13 protein-coding genes are annotated in these 17,315 nt (G+C 66.7%); 12 read left to right on the top strand and 1 reads right to left on the bottom strand.

Annotated elements, in window-relative coordinates; translation table 11 throughout:
- Positions 1-138 precede the first annotated feature (138 nt).
- A complete protein-coding gene (locus DVW87_RS01395; protein ID WP_114685990.1) occupies positions 139-2,718 on the bottom strand; it encodes a MobA/MobL family protein in 2,580 nt (859 codons plus the stop codon).
- A 318-nt stretch (positions 2,719-3,036) separates the two neighbouring features.
- On the opposite strand from DVW87_RS01395, the gene DVW87_RS01400 reads away from it, so the two are divergent.
- The 12 genes from DVW87_RS01400 (at position 3,037) to DVW87_RS01455 (ending at position 17,282) form a co-directional block, all read left to right on the top strand.
- Complete coding sequence (locus tag DVW87_RS01400) at positions 3,037-4,611, top strand: class I SAM-dependent DNA methyltransferase (protein ID WP_220149776.1); 1,575 nt, start codon at positions 3,037-3,039, stop codon at positions 4,609-4,611.
- 89 nt (positions 4,612-4,700) lie between these two features.
- Positions 4,701-5,105, top strand: coding sequence for an HI0074 family nucleotidyltransferase substrate-binding subunit (locus DVW87_RS01405; RefSeq protein WP_239017710.1), 405 nt, complete (start codon positions 4,701-4,703; stop codon positions 5,103-5,105).
- Positions 5,102-5,425 (top strand): nucleotidyltransferase family protein, encoded by a 324-nt coding sequence (locus tag DVW87_RS01410; protein ID WP_114685992.1) that lies wholly within the window; start codon positions 5,102-5,104, stop codon positions 5,423-5,425. Before DVW87_RS01405 ends, DVW87_RS01410 begins: the two co-directional genes overlap by 4 nt.
- Entirely contained in the window at positions 5,422-5,667 is a 246-nt protein-coding gene (locus tag DVW87_RS01415; RefSeq protein WP_181814671.1) for a hypothetical protein, read from the top strand. The genes DVW87_RS01410 and DVW87_RS01415 overlap by 4 nt, the downstream gene beginning before the upstream one ends.
- A gap of 104 nt (positions 5,668-5,771) precedes the next feature.
- A complete protein-coding gene (locus DVW87_RS01420) occupies positions 5,772-7,046 on the top strand; it encodes a restriction endonuclease subunit S (protein ID WP_114685993.1) in 1,275 nt (424 codons plus the stop codon).
- Positions 7,047-7,071: 25 nt separating this feature from the next.
- Positions 7,072-10,284 carry a type I restriction endonuclease subunit R gene (locus DVW87_RS01425; protein WP_114685994.1) on the top strand — a complete coding sequence of 1,071 codons (3,213 nt, stop codon included), beginning with the start codon at positions 7,072-7,074 and terminating at the stop codon, positions 10,282-10,284.
- Between the two features lie 476 nt (positions 10,285-10,760).
- Entirely contained in the window at positions 10,761-11,213 is a 453-nt protein-coding gene (locus DVW87_RS01430) for a MarR family winged helix-turn-helix transcriptional regulator (RefSeq protein WP_114685995.1), read from the top strand.
- Positions 11,214-11,217: 4 nt separating this feature from the next.
- Positions 11,218-13,221 carry an FUSC family protein gene (locus DVW87_RS01435; RefSeq protein ID WP_114685996.1) on the top strand — a complete coding sequence of 668 codons (2,004 nt, stop codon included), beginning with the start codon at positions 11,218-11,220 and terminating at the stop codon, positions 13,219-13,221.
- Positions 13,218-13,451 carry a DUF1656 domain-containing protein gene (locus DVW87_RS01440; protein WP_220149777.1) on the top strand — a complete coding sequence of 78 codons (234 nt, stop codon included), beginning with the start codon at positions 13,218-13,220 and terminating at the stop codon, positions 13,449-13,451. The genes DVW87_RS01435 and DVW87_RS01440 overlap by 4 nt, the downstream gene beginning before the upstream one ends.
- Positions 13,448-14,341 carry an HlyD family secretion protein gene (locus DVW87_RS01445; protein WP_114685998.1) on the top strand — a complete coding sequence of 298 codons (894 nt, stop codon included), beginning with the start codon at positions 13,448-13,450 and terminating at the stop codon, positions 14,339-14,341. The genes DVW87_RS01440 and DVW87_RS01445 overlap by 4 nt, the downstream gene beginning before the upstream one ends.
- Positions 14,338-15,759 (top strand): efflux transporter outer membrane subunit, encoded by a 1,422-nt coding sequence (locus DVW87_RS01450; protein ID WP_114685999.1) that lies wholly within the window; start codon positions 14,338-14,340, stop codon positions 15,757-15,759. Before DVW87_RS01445 ends, DVW87_RS01450 begins: the two co-directional genes overlap by 4 nt.
- 2 nt (positions 15,760-15,761) lie before the next feature.
- Positions 15,762-17,282: a DHA2 family efflux MFS transporter permease subunit gene (locus tag DVW87_RS01455; protein ID WP_114686000.1), complete on the top strand. Its 1,521-nt coding sequence runs from the start codon at positions 15,762-15,764 to the stop codon at positions 17,280-17,282.
- Positions 17,283-17,315 lie beyond the last annotated feature (33 nt).

Below are 17,315 nucleotides of genomic sequence, written 5' to 3' on the forward strand. Positions count from 1 at the left end.
CCTTGGGTTTATGCGGGAAGTGGCGGGCTGCACGCCACCCTTCCGCACCTTCATTTTCGCCTTCACGGCACAGCCGCAGGCTTTCCCCGATCTTCCTTCCGCCGGCCCCGGCGGGTCTTCCCGAATGCGCACGACGGGCTAGCGCTGGGGGCCCCTGGTCGGCAGGCTGACCGGTGACGCAGAACTTGCCGGCCCCTTCGACTTCGCCGCTACCTGCCCGACCTCGGCCGATACGGCGGCGCCCAGCCTATGCATGGTGCTTGGCACCGGATTCAGACGCTGCGCGTCCGTCGCAGCCCGCGTCAGCGCCTGCTGAACGTCGGGATGATCACCCCAATGCCGCAGGAGAGTGCGGATCGACTTCAGGTCCGAGATGCCTTCCAGATCAGGGCCGTGCGCCTTTATCGCGTCGAGCAGGCGCTCGATCTCCTTTGCCTGCAGGGTGGCGATGGCGTTCAGGCGCTTCACGATCAGATACCGGAACTGGATGTTTTCGAGCAACGTCCGGTCGTCCGCCGACAGGGCGGCAGCGCCGGGCTTCCCGGTCGCGGCAAGGATCGGAATTCGCTCTCTGGCAATGCGGTCCAGCAGCGCGTCGATGCGCTCGCGCACGTTAGGCGGCGGTCCCTTGCCGAGCCGTGGGGCAATCGCTGGCGAGGGGTTCGGGGCAGCAATCCTGTCCTCGTCGTTGACTGTTCGCTTGGCGGCACCACTTGCGTTGGCGACCATTTGTCCGGCCGGGGGTCGCCGCGCTTCCTCGCGTTTCACGAGTCGCGATGTACCGGTCCATGCGCCTACCAATTTCAGCGATGGGGCCGCAGCGAGCGCGCCGACGGTTCGCAACGCCTGCTGCTCCGAAGCCAGTTCGACAGGCGGCGAGAAATCCAGACCGGCCACCAGCTTCAGCCGTGCCTTCGCGCGTGCGAGTTCCGCCAGCCGGGCGTCGATCGCGACCTGTCGCAGGTGCAGTTGGCCGATTGCCTTGGCCGCCTCCAGAATGTCCGCTTCGCCAGCAGCGATGGCGGCCTCGACCTTGGCGAGGTGCTCCTCGGCCTCCCGCCGGCGCTTGTCGAGGGCCGCCCGATGCGACGCGCTTCCGCCCGTTTCCACAAGGCACCGGTCGCAGTGATCGAGCGTCGCCTGCGCGCGAGATCGCGCCTGCTGACGCAGCCGGTCGTTCTCCCATGCGAGATCGCGAGTTTCCTCCAGCGCCCGTAGCACGGCGCGGCGTTCCCGGATCAGATCGGCACCGGCAGGCGATCCCGCGACGCTTTTCGCCAGCGCATCATCCTGCTGTTGCCATGGCTTGAAGAAACTCTCCGTCCGTCGCCGTTCGTCCAGCGCGGCATATTGCCAGCTTGCCGCGGCATTGTAGCGCCCGATCACGGTCGGCACGCCTGCTCGCTCCAAGGCGGCGGCGCGAGTGCCGAGGTGTATCTCGGCCTCCTTTGCGATCCCGAGCGCTTTGTGGGACCGCGGGTCGATCCGGCGCTGAATACCCCTGAGCGCCAACCGCTCGTTACAGATGGCGGCGAAGCGTTCGCGCAGGTGGGGCACGAAAGCCTTGCCAGCGATCGCGGCGTTGAAATGCGCCGGCTGCTTTTCGGGCGCGAGGTTGCGGGTGACCTCGACGATCTTCTCCTGCCGGTGCGGATAGCGAATGCGCGTCTCGCCCTTGCGCAAGAATTCCTCGGTAACCTCGAAATCCCATTTATTGTGGTCGGCCAACCAAGTCGCCGGGCGATCATGCGCGATCACGTGGAGGTGGAAGTTGCGCTTGTCGTTGCCCGGTCCCGGCGCGTGGATCACCGCCGTATACATCATGCCCGTGGCTCGCCCTTCCGCGTCGCGAGCGAAGGACCCGAGATGATCGCAGAAGTCGCGGACGATCGCCGCACGGTCGTTGGGTCCAAGTTCGTGGGGCAGTTCGGCGACGTAGCGATACTGCGTGCGGCCGGCGGAGCCAGGAGTGAAGAAGACGGGCGGTTCCTCGTCCGGCCAGCCTGGCATCCGCCGCAGCACGCTGAGGATCGCATCACAGGCATCCTGCTCGGCGTGATAGCGTTTTGCCTTGAACGGCTTCCCCTTCGCTTGACTGGTCGCCCAGCGCTCCCGCTCGGAGCGGCAGTGAGCGACGAACATCGGCGGCAGTTCTGACGCCACCGCCTCAAGCCAGTCTCCGACGCCTCCCGCCTTGATGGTCAGCCCCGCATGCCCCTGCCGCTCGAAATGATCTACCGCCTCCCAATAGCTGCGCCGGCGATCCGGATCGTCCGATATGTTGCTGAAGACCAGCGCGCGACCCGCGACCTCCACCGCGTCGCCACGCTCGACATAGCCGGCGTGATCAAGCGCCGCACCGATCTCGACGGCATCGGTCCGCTCGACATAGGCGGCATGGTTTGCCGCCAGACCGCCCGTATGCGCCGTGACGGACGAACGGGTCACGCAGCAGGCGTGGAAATGGAAGCTCGTCGTCCTGCCATCCGCCGCCCGCGGACGACCGGAACACGGCAGCGGCACGCTGAAGTCGGCGGCCATCGTCCACCCGCTCCGGCCGCCGACTTGGCGCTTCGCGGCTTCCTCCTTCGCCTGCTTCTTGATCCGGACGCGGCCGATCTGGAGCAACTGCTCGTCTTCCTCGCGGGCGCGCAGCAACGCGGCGAGCTTGCCATTCGCCGCCTCGATCCTCTGACTGATCGCCCGCTCGCCGACCACCCCACGCCTCCGTCACGCCGTTCCGATGGCGTGATGGTATCAGTGTGGAATGGATCGGTGCCGCGGACTAGATCCCCCATCGACATGGCAACCGTCGCCTTCCGGATCACCCGCCCGCGGGTGAGGAGGACCGCGCCCGCCGGGTGCCAACCGGACCCGGCGATCGGGTCCGCGCGCCAGCGTCGCTCGGGTTTCCCCAGCGACGCGGTATTGCGCCTGAAATTTCCTCATCCTCCCGTAAAACCTTCGCCAGATCCATCGCGGTCTGGCGGCACGGTCCCTGGCCGGGTATCCATTCGCGCGAGCAGCATTGGGACGATGATGGCAAGAGCGGCGAAGAAGACGACGGCGGGCGGTGATCTGGGTTTCGAGGCGGAGCTTTTTCGGGCCGCCGACAAGCTGCGCGGCAATATGGAGCCGTCGGATTACAAGCATGTCGTGCTCGGCCTGATTTTCCTGAAGCACATATCCGAGGGGTTCGAGGCGAAGCACGCCCAACTGCTCGCCGAATATCCCGAGGGTGCCGAGGACGAGGACGAATACCGCGCCGACAACATCTTCTGGGTGCCCAAGGGCGCACGCTGGTCGCACCTTCAGGCGAACGCGAAGCAGCCCGGCATCGGCAAGGTCATCGACGACGCCATGCTGGAGATCGAGAAGGTCAATCCGGGGCTGAAGGGCGTGCTGCCCAAGGATTACGCCCGCCCCGGCCTGAATGCCGTGATGCTGGGCGAACTGATCGACCTGATTTCCGGCATCGGCTTCAAGGACGCCGGCAACGCGTCCCGCGATCTGCTCGGCCGGGTCTACGAATATTTCCTCGGTCAGTTCGCCGGCAGCGAGGGCAAGCGCGGTGGCGAGTTCTACACGCCCCGCTCGGTCGTCCGGACGATGGTCGAGATGCTCGAGCCGTACAAGGGCCGCGTCTACGATCCGTGCTGCGGCTCGGGCGGCATGTTCGTCCAGTCGGAGAAGTTCGTCGAAAGCCACGGCGGGCGGATCGGCGACATCGCCATCTATGGCCAGGAATCAAACCACACGACGTGGCGGCTGGCGATGATGAACCTGGCGGTGCGCGGCATCGACGCCGACATCCGCTGGAACAGCGAGGGCAGCTTCCACAAGGACGAACTGCCCGACCTTCGCGCCGATTATGTGCTCGCCAACCCGCCGTTCAATATCTCCGACTGGGGCGGCGACCGGATCAAGCAGGATGCGCGGTGGCAGTTCGGCGTGCCGCCCGCCGGCAACGCCAACTTCGCCTGGCTCCAGCACATCTTGCATCATCTGGCGCCCACCGGCACCGCCGGCGTCATCCTCGCCAACGGGTCGATGTCCTCGACCCAGAATGGCGAAGGCGACATCCGCCGCGCGATGGTGGACGGCGACGTGATCGACTGCATGATCGCAATGCCGGGCCAGCTCTTCTATTCGACCCAGATCCCGGTGTGCATCTGGTTCCTGGCGAAGGACAAGTCGAACGGCGTCGGCCGCGACAAGACGCTGCGCGACCGGCGTGGCGAGATCCTGTTCATCGACGCGCGCAAGCTTGGCCACATGGTCGACCGCACGCGGCGCGAGTTCAGCGATGCCGATATCGCGAAGATCGCCGACACCTATCATGCCTGGCGCGAGGGTGAAGGCTATGCCGACGTCCCCGGGTTCGCCTGCGCGGCGCGGCATGACGTCATCGCGGGGCACGGCTATGTCCTCACCCCCGGCCGCTATGTCGGCGCCGAAGATGTCGAAGCGGACGCCGTCCCCTTCGCCGAACGCTTCGCCACCCTCCAGGCCACACTGGAGGAGCAATTCGCCGAAAGTGCGCGGCTGACCGAGGTCATCCGCCAGCGACTGGCCAGCGTGATCGTGGCGGACGAGCGCCCGAATGTGTAAGGAAAACCGCGTAAATTTTGCACGTCGCGGCGCATGTGTGAAAGAAACCGCGATGTTTTTGCAGGACGATGCGAGCCGGGAGAGCTGTCGTGCCGATTGATCTGACACCGCTTGCCAGCGGGATCGCCCGGCTCGAAGAAGGTCAGGCGCGCTATCTAGGTGACACGTCGGACACGCAGATCCGCGACGGCCTGATTCAGCGGTTCGGATTCACCTATGATCTCGCGCACAAGATGCTGCGCCGCTTCTTGGCGATGAGCGACGCCAACCCGGATGCCGTTGCGCAGATGAGCTTTCCCACGCTCATCCGCACCGCGAACGAGCGCGGCCTGCTGTTGAACGAATGGTCACGGTGGAGGCAATATCGCGACGATCGGAACATCACGTCGCACACCTATGACGAGACGAAGGCGATCAGGGTGGTTGCCGGGATACCCGCCTTCATCGAAGAGGTGCGATACCTGCACGACACAATGACGCAGCGAGCCGAATGACTTCGCCGATCGCGATCGAAGCTCGGCATGATGCGATCGTGCGCGAGACGCTGCAGCGGCATCTTCCCGCCGACACGACCGTCTATGTCTATGGCAGCCGGGCAAAGGGCAGGGCGCGGCCCATGTCCGATCTCGATCTGGCGCTGTGCGCGCAGGATCCGATCCCGCCGTCGGTCATGGCCGATCTGGCGGAGGCATTCGACGAAAGCGACCTGCCGTGGAAGGTCGATTTGATCGACTGGACGACGACGAGCGACCGGTTCCGCGCGATCATCGCGCCCGACCTTCGCGTGCTGGTGCCAGGACGGCTGACGGCGTGAACGCTGGTGAGGCAAGCGTCGCCACCGAGGCGCGCGGCGTCGCGCAAACAGCGAAGGACGCGCTGGCGCTGATCGAGGGGATGCGCGTGCTGATGGCCGACTACACGCAGCGCATCCGCGCCGACTACCCCAAGGTCTATTCGCAGGATCTGCTCAACAACCTGTTCCGCCACCCCTATACGCGGATCGAGTATGTCGAGAAGGAACTGGGCGTGTCCCGGCCGACCGCGACGAGATATTGAGACACGCTGGCGGCGGCGGGGCTTCTGGACAAGCAACGGATCGGACGGAACAACCATTATATGAACCAGCGGCTGGTGGCTTTGTTTGTGGATGGGGCAGCGTAATGGATAGGGTAAAACCTGAATGGCAGGAAAGGCCGCTCGCAGACTTGGCAACCATAAAATCTGGTTTCGCCTTCAAGAGCAGCCAATGGAAACCGGCTGGCGTTCCGGTGGTAAAAATTGGGAATGTCCGCGACGGCTCCCTAGACATGACTGGATGCTCCTATGTTTCAGACCGGGATGCGGCAGACAGCGGCTTCGAATTACAGAAGAATGACCTTGTCATTGGCTTAACAGGTTATGTTGGCCAAGTTGCAAAAGTCCGAAACGAGGGCCGCCTTGTCCTCAATCAACGCGTTGGAAAGTTTCAGGTCCGGCGCGGGTGCGACCCGGACTTTTTGTTTGCACTAGTTGCGAATGGGTCCTTTCGCGAACGCGTTGAGGCGATAGCGCACGGGTCAGCTCAACCGAACGTCAGTCCGAAAGCTATCGAGCAATTAGGGGTATTTGCTCCTAGCTCCCTCCAGGAGCAGCGTTCCATCGCCGCCGTCCTTTCTGCCCTCGACGACAAGATCGCACTCAACCGGCGGATGAACGAGACGCTGGAGGCGAGCGCGCGGGCGTTGTTTCGGGACTGGTTCGTCGATTTTGGCCCCACCCGCGCCAAGGCCGAAGGCCGCCCCGCCTATCTCACCCCCGATCTCTGGTCCCTGTTCCCTGACCGCCTTGGCGATGACGGAGTGCCGGAGGGGTGGGATGTGCGACCGCTCGACCAAATCGCCGAGTTTCTCAATGGGCTGGCATTACAGAAATACCCAGCGGTTCCGGGCGAGGAAGATCTGCCGGTAATCAAGATTGCCGAACTGCGATCCGGCATATCGGCAAACTCAAATCGCGCGTCACCGGCGGTGCCGGCGAAGTATGTCGTAGAGGACGGCGATTTTCTGTTTTCTTGGTCAGGCAGCTTGCTTGCCAAGTTTTGGACAGGTGGACGAGGCGCGTTGAACCAGCACCTCTTCAAAGTGACCTCGCACGAGTATTCCGCATGGTTCTATACCCATTGGGTCTGGCACCATTTGGAAGATTTTCAGATGATCGCGGCATCGAAGGCAACGACGATGGGTCATATTCAACGGGGGCATCTGTCAGCGGCGACTACGGTCTGCCCACCGCCGGCACCGCTTGCAACCTTTGGCGCGATTATTGAGCCGTTACAGCGGCGGATGGTCGACAACCTGATCGAATCCCGCACCCTGGCCGCCACCCGCGACGCCCTCCTCCCCAAGCTGATGTCCGGCGAACTCCGCGTCCGGGATGCCGAGGCGCTGGCGGCATGACCCGCACCCCCGGCACCCCCGCCTGATGGCGAAGCTCACCGAATCCGTCGTCGAGGAAGCGGCACTCGCCTGGCTGGCCGAACAGGGGTGGCAGGTCGCCTATGGCATCGACGCCTCGCCCGACGGCAAGGCACCCGAGCGCGCCGCCAACAGCGACGTGATCCTGACCGCGCGGCTGACCGCTGCGGTCGATCGGCTCAACCCGCACATCCCTCCGCAAGCGCGCGCCGATGCGATCCGGCGGGTGCTGGCGGTCGAGATGCCGGGACAGGTCGAGGAGAACCGGCGGCTCCATCGGCTGATCGTGGAGGGGGTGCCGGTCGAATATCATGCATCGGACGGGACCATCCGCGGCGACCGGGTGCGGCTGGTCGATTTCGCCACTCCGGCCGGTGGCCTCGACATGAACGACTGGCTGGCGATCAACCAGTTTACGGTCATCGAACGCGGCCACACCCGCCGGCCCGACATCGTCCTGTTCCTGAACGGTTTGGCCGTAGCGGTCATCGAGCTGAAGAACCCCGGCGACGAGAACGCCACCGTCACCGGCGCCTACAATCAGCTGCAAACCTACAAAAGCGAGATCGGATCGCTGTTCCGCACCAACGCGCTGCTGATCGCGTCGGACGGCATGACCGCACGGATCGGATCGCTGACGGCGGATGCGGAACGCTTCATGCCGTGGCGCACGGTCGATGGCGACGAGATCACGGCCAAGGGCCTGCCCGAGCTGGAGGTGATGATCGCGGGCGTGCTCGATCGCCAGCGCCTGCTGATGCTGATCCGCGACTTCACCGTGTTCGGAGACACCGGGCGCGGCATCGCCAAGATCATCGCCGGCTATCACCAGTTCCATGCAGCGCAGCGCGCCGTCGCAGCGACGTTGCGCGCCGTGCCGGGCGTGTCGGCGGCGGGGGCGATGCGGGAAAGCCCGTTGCGGTACGGCCTGCCCGACGCCGCCGCGCACCCTGATGGCGACCGCCGGATCGGCGTCATCTGGCACACGCAGGGGTCCGGCAAAAGCTTCCTGATGACCTTCTACGCCGGGCTGCTAGTGCGCGAGCCTGCGCTGGAGAACCCGACGATCGTCGTCATCACCGACCGCAACGACCTCGACGATCAGCTCTTCGCGACCTTCTCGATGTGCGCCGACCTGATCCGCCAGACGCCGATCCAGATCGACAGCCGCGAGGATCTGACCGAACGGCTCGACCGCGCGTCCGGCGGGGTGATCTTCACTACGATGCAGAAATTCGCCCCGCCGCCGGGGACCAGCGACTATCCTGCGATCAGCGACCGCCGCAACGTCATCGTCATCGCGGACGAGGCGCACCGATCGCAATATGGCTTCCGCGCGCGGATCGACCGCAAGACCGGCGAACTGGCCTATGGCTTCGCCAAATATCTCCGCGACGCGCTGCCCAACGCCTCGTTCATCGGCTTCACCGGCACCCCGATCGAGAAGGATGACGTCAACACCCCCGCCGTGTTCGGCGACTATGTCGACGTCTACGACATCGCCCGCGCGGTCGAGGACGGCGCGACGGTGCCGATCTACTACGAGAGCCGGCTGGCCCGCATCGAGCTGCCGCGCGAGGAGCTGCCGGTCATCGACGCCGAGATCGACGGCCTGACCGAAGACGAGGCGCTGAGCGAGCAGGAGCGATTGAAGCAGCGCTGGTCCGCCGTGGAGAAGCTGGTCGGATCGAAAAAGCGTCTGGAGATGGTTGCCGCCGATCTCGTCGCGCATTTCGAGGACCGGCTGGCGGCGATGGACGGCAAGGCGATGGTCGTCTGCATGAGCCGCCGCATCTGCGTGGCGCTCTATGACGCGATCGTCGCCCTCAGGCCCGAATGGCATAGCGACGACGACAAGGCGGGGGCGGTGAAGGTCGTGATGACCGGGTCCGCCGCCGACGAGCCTGCGTGGCAGCCGCATATCGGCAACAAGGCGCGGCGCGACCTGCTGGCAGCCCGGGCGAAAGACCCGGCCGATCCGCTGCGGCTCGTGATCGTGCGCGACATGTGGCTGACCGGCTTCGACGCGCCGTCGATGCATACCATGTACATCGACAAGCCGATGCGCGGCCACGGCCTGATGCAGGCGATCGCGCGCGTGAACCGCGTGTTCCGGGACAAGCCCGCCGGGCTAGTGGTCGATTACATCGGTATTGCGCAGAACCTGAAGAAGGCGCTCGGCCAGTATTCCGCCTCCGACGCTGCCGAAACCGGGATTGACGAGGCGGAGGCGGTCGCGGTGCTGCTCGAGAAGTTCGACGTGGTCCGCGCGATGTTCCATGGCTTCGACTGCACGCCCGGCGTTTCCGGCACACCGGTGGAACGGTTGAAATGCCTGGCCGAAGCGATCGAGTTCATCCTCGCCCGGCAGCATGAGGCGGCGGCGAAGGAGGCAAGCGACGAGGCCCGCAAGGCAGCGCACCGCCGTTTCCAGGACGCCGTGCTCGCGCTGACCAAGGCCTTCGCGCTGGCCGCGGCCAGCGACGAGGCCCGCGCGATCCGCGACGACATCGCCTTCTACCAGACGGTCCGCGCCGCTCTCGCCAAGACGGGCGGCGGCAGCGGCTCCGCGAAAAACCGCGACTTCGCCGTCCAGCAGCTTATCGACAAGTCGGTGGTATCGACCGAGATCGTCGATATCCTGCGCGCCGCGGGCCTCACAACGCCGGATATCTCGATCCTGTCCGACGACTTCCTGGCCGAGGTGAAGGCGATGGAGCGGCCGAACCTGGCGCTGGAGGCGCTGAAGAAGCTGCTCGGTGACCAAATCCGCTCGCGCAGCCGCACCAACGCCGTCGAGAGCCGCCGCTATTCCGAACGGCTGACCGACGCCATCGCCCGCTATCACACCAACGCTGTCAGCACGGTCGAGGTGCTGCAGACGCTGATCGACCTCGCGAAACAAATCCGTGCTGAACAGGCCCGCGGCGAGGCGGAAGGGCTGACCCCGGAGGAGATCGCTTTCTATGACGCGCTCGCCGACAATGAGAGCGCCGTCGACATCATGGGCAACGACAGCCTGAAGGTGATCGCCGCCGAACTGGTCAATAACCTGCGCGCCAACGCCACCGTCGATTGGTCCCACCGCGAGAGTGCCCGGGCCAGGATGCGTGTGCTCGTGAAGCGGATCCTGCGCAAATACGGCTATCCACCCGACCTTCAGGACGCGGCCGTCCAGACGGTCATTCAGCAGGCGGAATTGCTCGCGGGCGCATGGTAATCTTGCGCAGACGTAAGGCGGAAACCCGCTTCAGGCGGTTTACAGGGGCCCGGCTAAGTTATTGATTTTACGATGGCCGATTTTGCGCGGTTTACAGCGAAAAGGGCGGTTTTCCGCCATTTCCTGTAGCTTGGGAAGCTTCTGCTCTACCATTGAGCTACACCCGCGAAACAAGGACCTGGCGGTGTTTCAGCCGCTCACGAGAGTTCTGTTTACGACCCCGTTCCCAGACCCGCGTGCGATCCAAGCGTCGGATGCCATAAGGCGGGCGCTGCGGTCAACACAAACCACGCTGCTGCGGACCGAGTGAGCGGCGCGAGGTTCGCAGCGGCAGACCCGCGGCGGGTGGACCGGGTCAGGTCTGAGCCTTCAGCCGGGTGGCGAAGACCACCGGATCGCCCTCCGCGAAGAAAGGCGAACATGGTCCGGGCACTCGGCTTGCGTAAACATAGATAGGTAGCTATCTAATCTTTCCCATGCCGGCTCCTCGCACTCTCCTTGAACGCCGCTTTGCCGCCACGCTGATCCCCTTGGCCCGCGCCTATCGGCGACACCTCGACCGCGCTTTGGCGGAGCTTTCGCTTTCGCATTCGTCGGCGCTGGCGGTGATGCTGCTCGGGCGGATGGAGGACGGCGTGCGTCAGGGCATGCTGGCGGAACAGCTCGGCATGGAAGGCCCTTCGGTGGTGCCGCTGGTGGACCAGATCGAACGGGCGGGCCTCGCCGAACGCCGGCCCGACGCCACCGACAAGCGCGCCAAGACGATCCATCTCACGCAAGCCGGGCGCGCACTTGCCGCACAGGCTGAAGTCCGCTCGGCAGAGATTCGCTCGGCGCTTTTTGCCGGCATTTCCGCCGAAAATCTGGAAATCGCAGCGGGGGTGCTGGAGCAGCTCGGCCGGGCGATCGGCTCCTCCGAGACGGACTGAACCCATGCGGATCGGTGTGCGGGAGGCGGTCTTTTCCGCCAATTGTTTCGTTGCGGCCATGCTGGCCTTGTTTGTGTCGTTTCAGCTCGGGCTGGAACGCCCCTTCTGGGCCATGGCGACCGTCTACATCACCAGCCAGCCGCTGAGCGGCGCCGTGCGATCCAAGGCGGTGTTCCGCCTGGTGGGTACCATCGTGGGGGCCAGCGCAGCCGTGGTGCTCGTGCCCTTGCTGGTGAACGCGCCGGTGCTGCTCTCGCTCGCCCTGGCCCTTTGGGTCGCCGGTTGCCAGTTCATCTCGCTTCTGGACCGTACCCCGCGTTCCTACCTGTTCATGCTCGCCGGCTACACCGCCGCGCTGATCGGCTTTCCCGCGGTCACCCATCCCGAGGCGATCTTCGAGGTGGCCGTGTTGCGCGCGCAGGAGATCGGCATCGGTGTCACCTGCGCCGCGATCGTCCATGCCGCGGTCTGGCCGCGCAGCGTCACGGCCCTGCTCGGCACCCGGATCAACACCGTGCTGAACGAAGCCGAAAGCTGGATCGCCGATGCGCTCGCACCCGAGCCGCCGGAACATGCCGATGCGAAGCGGCGTCGCCTGGCCGGCGATGTCACGGAGCTGCACGTGATGGCCACGCACGTGCCGTTCGACACGGCAGCGCAGCGCCCGACCCGGGCAGTGCTCACCGCGCTGCAGGACCGCTTCGTGCTGCTCCTCCCACTCGTTTCCGCCGTTGAGGACCGGATCCGCAGCCTGGTGCAGGCGGATGCCCTTCCCGCGCCGGTGGCCTCGCTGATCGAGGACATACGTCGCTGGGTCCGCGAGCCGGATACGGCAGGACCGGCAGTGCTGGTCGCGCGCTGCGAGGCGCTGGCTGCGGCCGAGCCGACGCCGGACTGGACCGGCATGCTGCTCGCCAACCTGCTGGCGCGCCTGCGCGAGCTGGTCGAGGCGCTGGACACGGCGCGGCTCGTCGCAGCGCAGGCGAGCGCGCCCGGCACTCCGGCGCCGGAGCGCATCCGCGCGTTGCTGCGGGAGCGGCAGCGGCGGCCCTTGCACCGCGACTATTCCCTGGCGCTTCTGTCCGCCGCGGCGACGGTGATCGCGACGCTTGGCTGCTGCGCCTTCTGGATCGTCACGGCGTGGCCGGAAGGCGCGGTGGCGGCGATGATCGCGGCCGTGGTGTGCTGCTTCTTCGCCACCATGGACGATCCGGTCCCGGCGCAGCGCGGGTTCCTGACCTGGACGGCGGCGTCGCTGCCGCTGACCGCAGTCTATCTCTTTGCCCTCCTGCCGATGGTGCACAGCTTCGAGACGCTCACGCTGGTGCTGGCACCGGCGCTGCTGATCGCCGGCATGCTGATGGCGTTGCCGCATTGGTATGGCAGGATGATGCCGATGATCATCGGCCTGGCGGGCGGGCTGGCCTTGACCAACAACTTCACCGCGGACGCCGCAGGCTTCTTCAACGGCAGCATCGCGCAACTGGTCGGCGTGGCGGCGGCGATGCTGGCGACGCGCGTGTTCCGCAGCCTGGGTGCAGGCACGGCCGTCCGCCGGCTGCGTCGTGCGGGGTGGCGCGAGCTTGCCGACCTTGCGTCTCGCCCGGCCGGCGGCGGGATCGTCGCCTGGCAAAGTCGGATGCTCGACCGGGTGGGGCTGCTCGCCGCGCGGGTGGGCGATGTCGGCGAGGCGGACCGCGATGTCGGCATGGCGGCGCTGCGGGACCTGCGGGTCGGGGTGAACCTGACGCAGCTGGCGCCGGGCACAACCGGCGACGACGCAGCCATGGAGGCGCTGCGTACCGACATAGCGGCGCACTTCCGCTCCCGAGGCACGGGGCCGGAGCAATCGCCGGCGCTGCTCGCGCGGATCGATGCGGCGATCGCCTCGGCGGTCGGCCTGCCTGCCTCCCAAACCCGCGGGGAGCGGCTCGCCGCCTTGGCCGGGCTGCGGCGGAACTTCTTCCCGGAGGCGGCTGGCTGGGAACCGCAAAGGGAGGCCGCATGATGGGCGACACCGATCTTGCCGGGGTGTACGTCCACCCGCTGCTGATCGCGGCCGTTCTGGCCTTTGTCGCGGCGGAGGCCATCGCCTGGGCGCTGGGGCGCCTGCGCCTGTACCGTTTCGTCTGGCATCGCGGCCTGTTCGACGTGGCGCTCACCATTCTCCTTTGGGCCGGCTTTGCCGTGCTCCTCAACGGCGGCGATCCGGCCGCCCTGCTTGGCTGGAACAGATGAAGAAGCTTGCTTTTCTGCGCGTCGCCGTAACGCTGGCGGTGGTGGTGCTTGCCGGGTTCGCCGCGCAACGCCTTTGGGCGCATTACGAGGAGGATCCCTGGACCCGCGACGGGCGGGTACGCGCCGACGTGGTCCAGGTGGCGCCGGACGTTTCCGGACTGGTCACAGCGGTCCTGGTGCACGACAATCAGCAGGTCGCCGCCGGCACGCCGTTGTTCGAGGTCGACCGCCCGCGCTACCGCCTGGCCGTCGCGCAGGCGCAGGCGGCCATGGCCTCTCAGCAGGTGCAACTTGCCCAGGCCCGGAGGGAAGCGCGCCGCAACCAGGCGCTGGGCGACCTCGTCGCGGGAGAAGTGCAGGAGCAGAGCCTGGCCAAGATCGCCCAGCTCGGCGCCGCGCTGGAGCAGGCGCGCACCGCGCTGGAAACCGCCCGCCTCAATCTCGCGCGGACGCTGGTCCGTGCCAGCGTCGCGGGAACGGTGACCAACCTGGACCTGCGCCCGGGCGATTATGCCAGCGCGGGCCATGCCGAGTTCGCCATCATCGACAAGGCCTCGCTCCACATCATCGGCTATTTCGAGGAAACGAAGCTGTCGCGCATCCATGTCGGCGATCCCGTGCAGGTGCGCCTGATGGGCGAGAGCGGTTCGATCGCAGGGCATGTCCAGAGCGTCGCCGGCGGCATCGAGGATCGCGATCGCGGCTCCGGCGCCAACCTGCTCGCCAACGTGAACCCGACGTTCAGCTGGGTCCGCCTGGCACAGCGCATCCCCGTGCGCATCGCCATCGACCGGCTGCCCGCCGGCACTGCACTGGTGGTCGGGCGCACGGCGACGGTGGAGGTCCTGCCGCTCGCGGCACCGGTCCCGGCGAAGGGTGTCAGGGCATGATGCTGCGGCGTGTCTCTCCCGCCCTGCTCCTCGCCTTGCTTGCCGGCTGCACCACCGTGGGGCCGAGCTACCAGCGGCCGGCCGCGGCGATTGCCGAGCGGCCGAGCGCAACCGGTGCCTTTGTCGGCGGCAATGCCGCGCCCTTCACGCCTGCCCCGCTGCCCGACCGTTGGTGGAAGCTGTACAGCGATCCGGTGCTCGACCGGCTGATCAAGGACGCGGTCGCGCACAACACCGACCTGCGCGTCGCCAGCGCCAACATCGCCCGCGCCAGCGCCGCGCTGGATCTCGCGGAAGATGCGCGAAGGCCGCAGACGCAGATCGAGGCGGCGCCCGGCTACGCCCAGCGCTCGGCGGAGGAAGAGATGCTGCCCGGCGCTGCCCTGCCCCCCGCCTTTGTCTATTCCGCGCGCGCCGGCATCTCGTACCAGGTCGACCTGGCCGGGCAGATCAAGCGCGCGGTGGAGGCGGCCAATGCCGATGTGGCGGCCACACAAGCCGCCTATGACGCGACCAAGGTGACGGTGGTTGCCGACACCACCCGCGCCTATCTCGATGCCTGCGCCGCCGGGCGGGAGGTCGGTGTTGCCCGGCGCGCGCTTGCCTTGCAGTCACGAATGACCGGCATGACGCAGCGGCTGATCCGCGCCGGACGCGGCATTTCGCTCGATGCCATCCGCTCCCGCGCGCAGGAGGAACAGGTCCGTGCCACCTTGCCGACGCTGCTGGGCGCCCGGCAGGTGGCGCTCTTCCGCCTGGCGACGCTCACCGGCCACCCGCCGGCCGAGTTCGACCGCACCGTTGCCGCCTGCGCGCAGGAGCCGCATCTCGACCGTGCCATCCCCATCGGCGATGGCGCCGCCCTGCTGCGGCGTCGCCCGGATGTGCGCCGCGCGGAGCTGGAGCTGCACGCGGCGACCGCCCGGATCGGGGTCGCCGAGGCCGACCTGTACCCGCGCATCACGCTGGGTGCGTCTGCGGGATCGGTGGGGTTGCTCCGCAATGCGCTGGACAGCGACACCTACAAGTTTTCGCTCGGGCCGCTGATCAGCTGGCAGTTCTCCAATCGCGCGCGGGTCCGCGCCCGGATCGCCAGCGCACAGGCCGAGGCGGATGCCGCCTATGCCCGGTTCGATGGCGCCGTGCTCGGGGCGCTGCGGGAAACCGAGTCCGCCCTGACCATCTATGCGCGCGATCTCGACCGGCGAGCGGCGCTGGGTGCGGCACGCGATCAGGCGGCACGTGCGGCGAGCGACGCCGAACGGTTGTTCAGGGCCGGTCGGACCGGCTTTCTGTCGGTTCTCGACGCACAGCGCACGCTGATCGGCACCGAACAGACGCTGGCAGCGGCGGACAGCCGTCTGGCAGCGGATCAGGTGCAGCTCTTCCTGGCGCTGGGCGGCGGCTGGCAGGCCTAGGAATGCGCATCCACCTGCACCTGCCGGGCCTCCGCCCGCGCCGCCGGGGCATCGCCACGGTCAATGCGGAGGTGCGTGACGGCATCGTTCCGGCGGGCGACCAGCTGGTGCAGAGCGCCGACCATGGACCTGCCGCGGAACACAGCCGCAATTACCGCACGGTGGCGCTGATCATCGCCTGCGCGATGTTCATGGAGCATCTGGACGCCACGGTGCTCGCCACGGCGCTGCCCACCATGGCGCGCGACTTTGGCGTGCGCGCGCCGGAGATGAGCGTGGCGCTCACGTCCTATCTGCTGGCACTGGCGGTGTTCATTCCCGCATCGGGCACCATGGCCGATCGGTTCGGCGCCAAGCGGGTGTTCCGTAGCGCCATCGGATTGTTCGTCCTCGGCTCGCTTGCATGCGGCCTCGCGCCTACCCTGCCCGCAATGGTGGCGGCGCGCCTGCTTCAGGGCATCGGTGGCGCGATGATGATGCCGGTGGGGCGACTAGTGCTGCTCCGCTCCGTCGCCAAGCGAGACATGGTTTCGGCCATGTCATGGCTGATCATGCCCGCGCTGATCGGGCCTATCCTGGGGCCGCCCGTCGGCGGGTTCATCGTCACCTATCTCGACTGGCGCTGGATCTTCTGGCTGAACCTGCCGATCGGCGTGGCCGGCTTCGTCCTGACGGGGCGCTTCATCGCCGACATACGCGAGGCAGGCGCACACCCGTTCGATGGCACCGGCTTCCTCCTGTCGGGCATGTCGCTGGGATGCCTGCTGTTCGGGTTCGAAATGGCGAGCCGCTCCGGTGAAGCGATGTTGGCGCTGGGCCTTGTCGGAACCGGACTGGCGGCGGGCGTGCTGTACCTTGTCCATGCCCGACGCAGCGAGCACCCGATCCTCGACATCTCGCTGATGCGCGTGCCGACCTTTCGCCTGTCCGTGATTGGCGGCTCGCTGACGCGGATCACGCAGGGCGCGCAACCCTTTCTGTTGCCGCTGATGATGCAGATTGGCTTCGGCCTGAGCGCGGCGCAGAGCGGCATGGTCACCGTCGCCACGGCGATCGGCTCGTTCGGGATGAAGGGGCTGGCCCGGCGCATCCTGAAGCGCTTCGGCTTCCGCTCCAGCCTGGTGGTGATGGGTGTGCTGGCGACGGCCTCCTATGCGATCTGCGGGCTGTTCCGGCCGGGCTGGCACCTGTCCTGGATCTTCGCGGTGCTGGTCGTCTCCGGGTTCCTGATGTCGTTTCAGTTCACCGCCTACAACACCATCGCCTATGACGAGATCGACAAGGAGCGGATGAGCGCGGCCACCAGCTTCTACTCCACCTTTCAGCAGTTGATGCTGTCCCTGGGCATCTGCACGGGGGCGGCGGCGCTGCACCTGTCGATGCTCGCGGGCGGCCGCGCCAATCCGGCGTTCGCGGACTTTTCCGCAGCGTTCGTCGCGGTGACGCTGATCTCGCTCGCGGCAGTGTTCACCAACCTGCGGTTCGACCCGGAGGCCGGCGGGGAAATGAGCGGCCGGCGCTAGCTGTTCTATGCTTGGTTTGATGGTGCATGGGAC

Origin of the sequence: Sphingomonas aracearum (assembly GCF_003345355.1) — a bacterium.
Taxonomy (GTDB): Bacteria; Pseudomonadota; Alphaproteobacteria; order Sphingomonadales; family Sphingomonadaceae; genus Sphingomonas; species Sphingomonas aracearum.

Excerpts from the sequence above, each read along its gene's own strand:
- DVW87_RS01400 (WP_220149776.1), top strand. The coding sequence starts at position 3,037 with ATGATGGCAAGAGCGGCGAAGAAGACGACGGCGGGCGGTGATCTGGGT.
- DVW87_RS01410 (WP_114685992.1), top strand. The coding sequence starts at position 5,102 with ATGACTTCGCCGATCGCGATCGAAGCTCGGCATGATGCGATCGTGCGC.
- DVW87_RS01420 (WP_114685993.1), top strand. The coding sequence starts at position 5,772 with ATGGATAGGGTAAAACCTGAATGGCAGGAAAGGCCGCTCGCAGACTTG.
- DVW87_RS01425 (WP_114685994.1), top strand. The coding sequence starts at position 7,072 with ATGGCGAAGCTCACCGAATCCGTCGTCGAGGAAGCGGCACTCGCCTGG.
- DVW87_RS01430 (WP_114685995.1), top strand. The coding sequence starts at position 10,761 with ATGCCGGCTCCTCGCACTCTCCTTGAACGCCGCTTTGCCGCCACGCTG.
- DVW87_RS01435 (WP_114685996.1), top strand. The coding sequence starts at position 11,218 with ATGCGGATCGGTGTGCGGGAGGCGGTCTTTTCCGCCAATTGTTTCGTT.
- DVW87_RS01440 (WP_220149777.1), top strand. The coding sequence starts at position 13,218 with ATGATGGGCGACACCGATCTTGCCGGGGTGTACGTCCACCCGCTGCTG.
- DVW87_RS01445 (WP_114685998.1), top strand. The coding sequence starts at position 13,448 with ATGAAGAAGCTTGCTTTTCTGCGCGTCGCCGTAACGCTGGCGGTGGTG.
- DVW87_RS01450 (WP_114685999.1), top strand. The coding sequence starts at position 14,338 with ATGATGCTGCGGCGTGTCTCTCCCGCCCTGCTCCTCGCCTTGCTTGCC.
- DVW87_RS01455 (WP_114686000.1), top strand. The coding sequence starts at position 15,762 with ATGCGCATCCACCTGCACCTGCCGGGCCTCCGCCCGCGCCGCCGGGGC.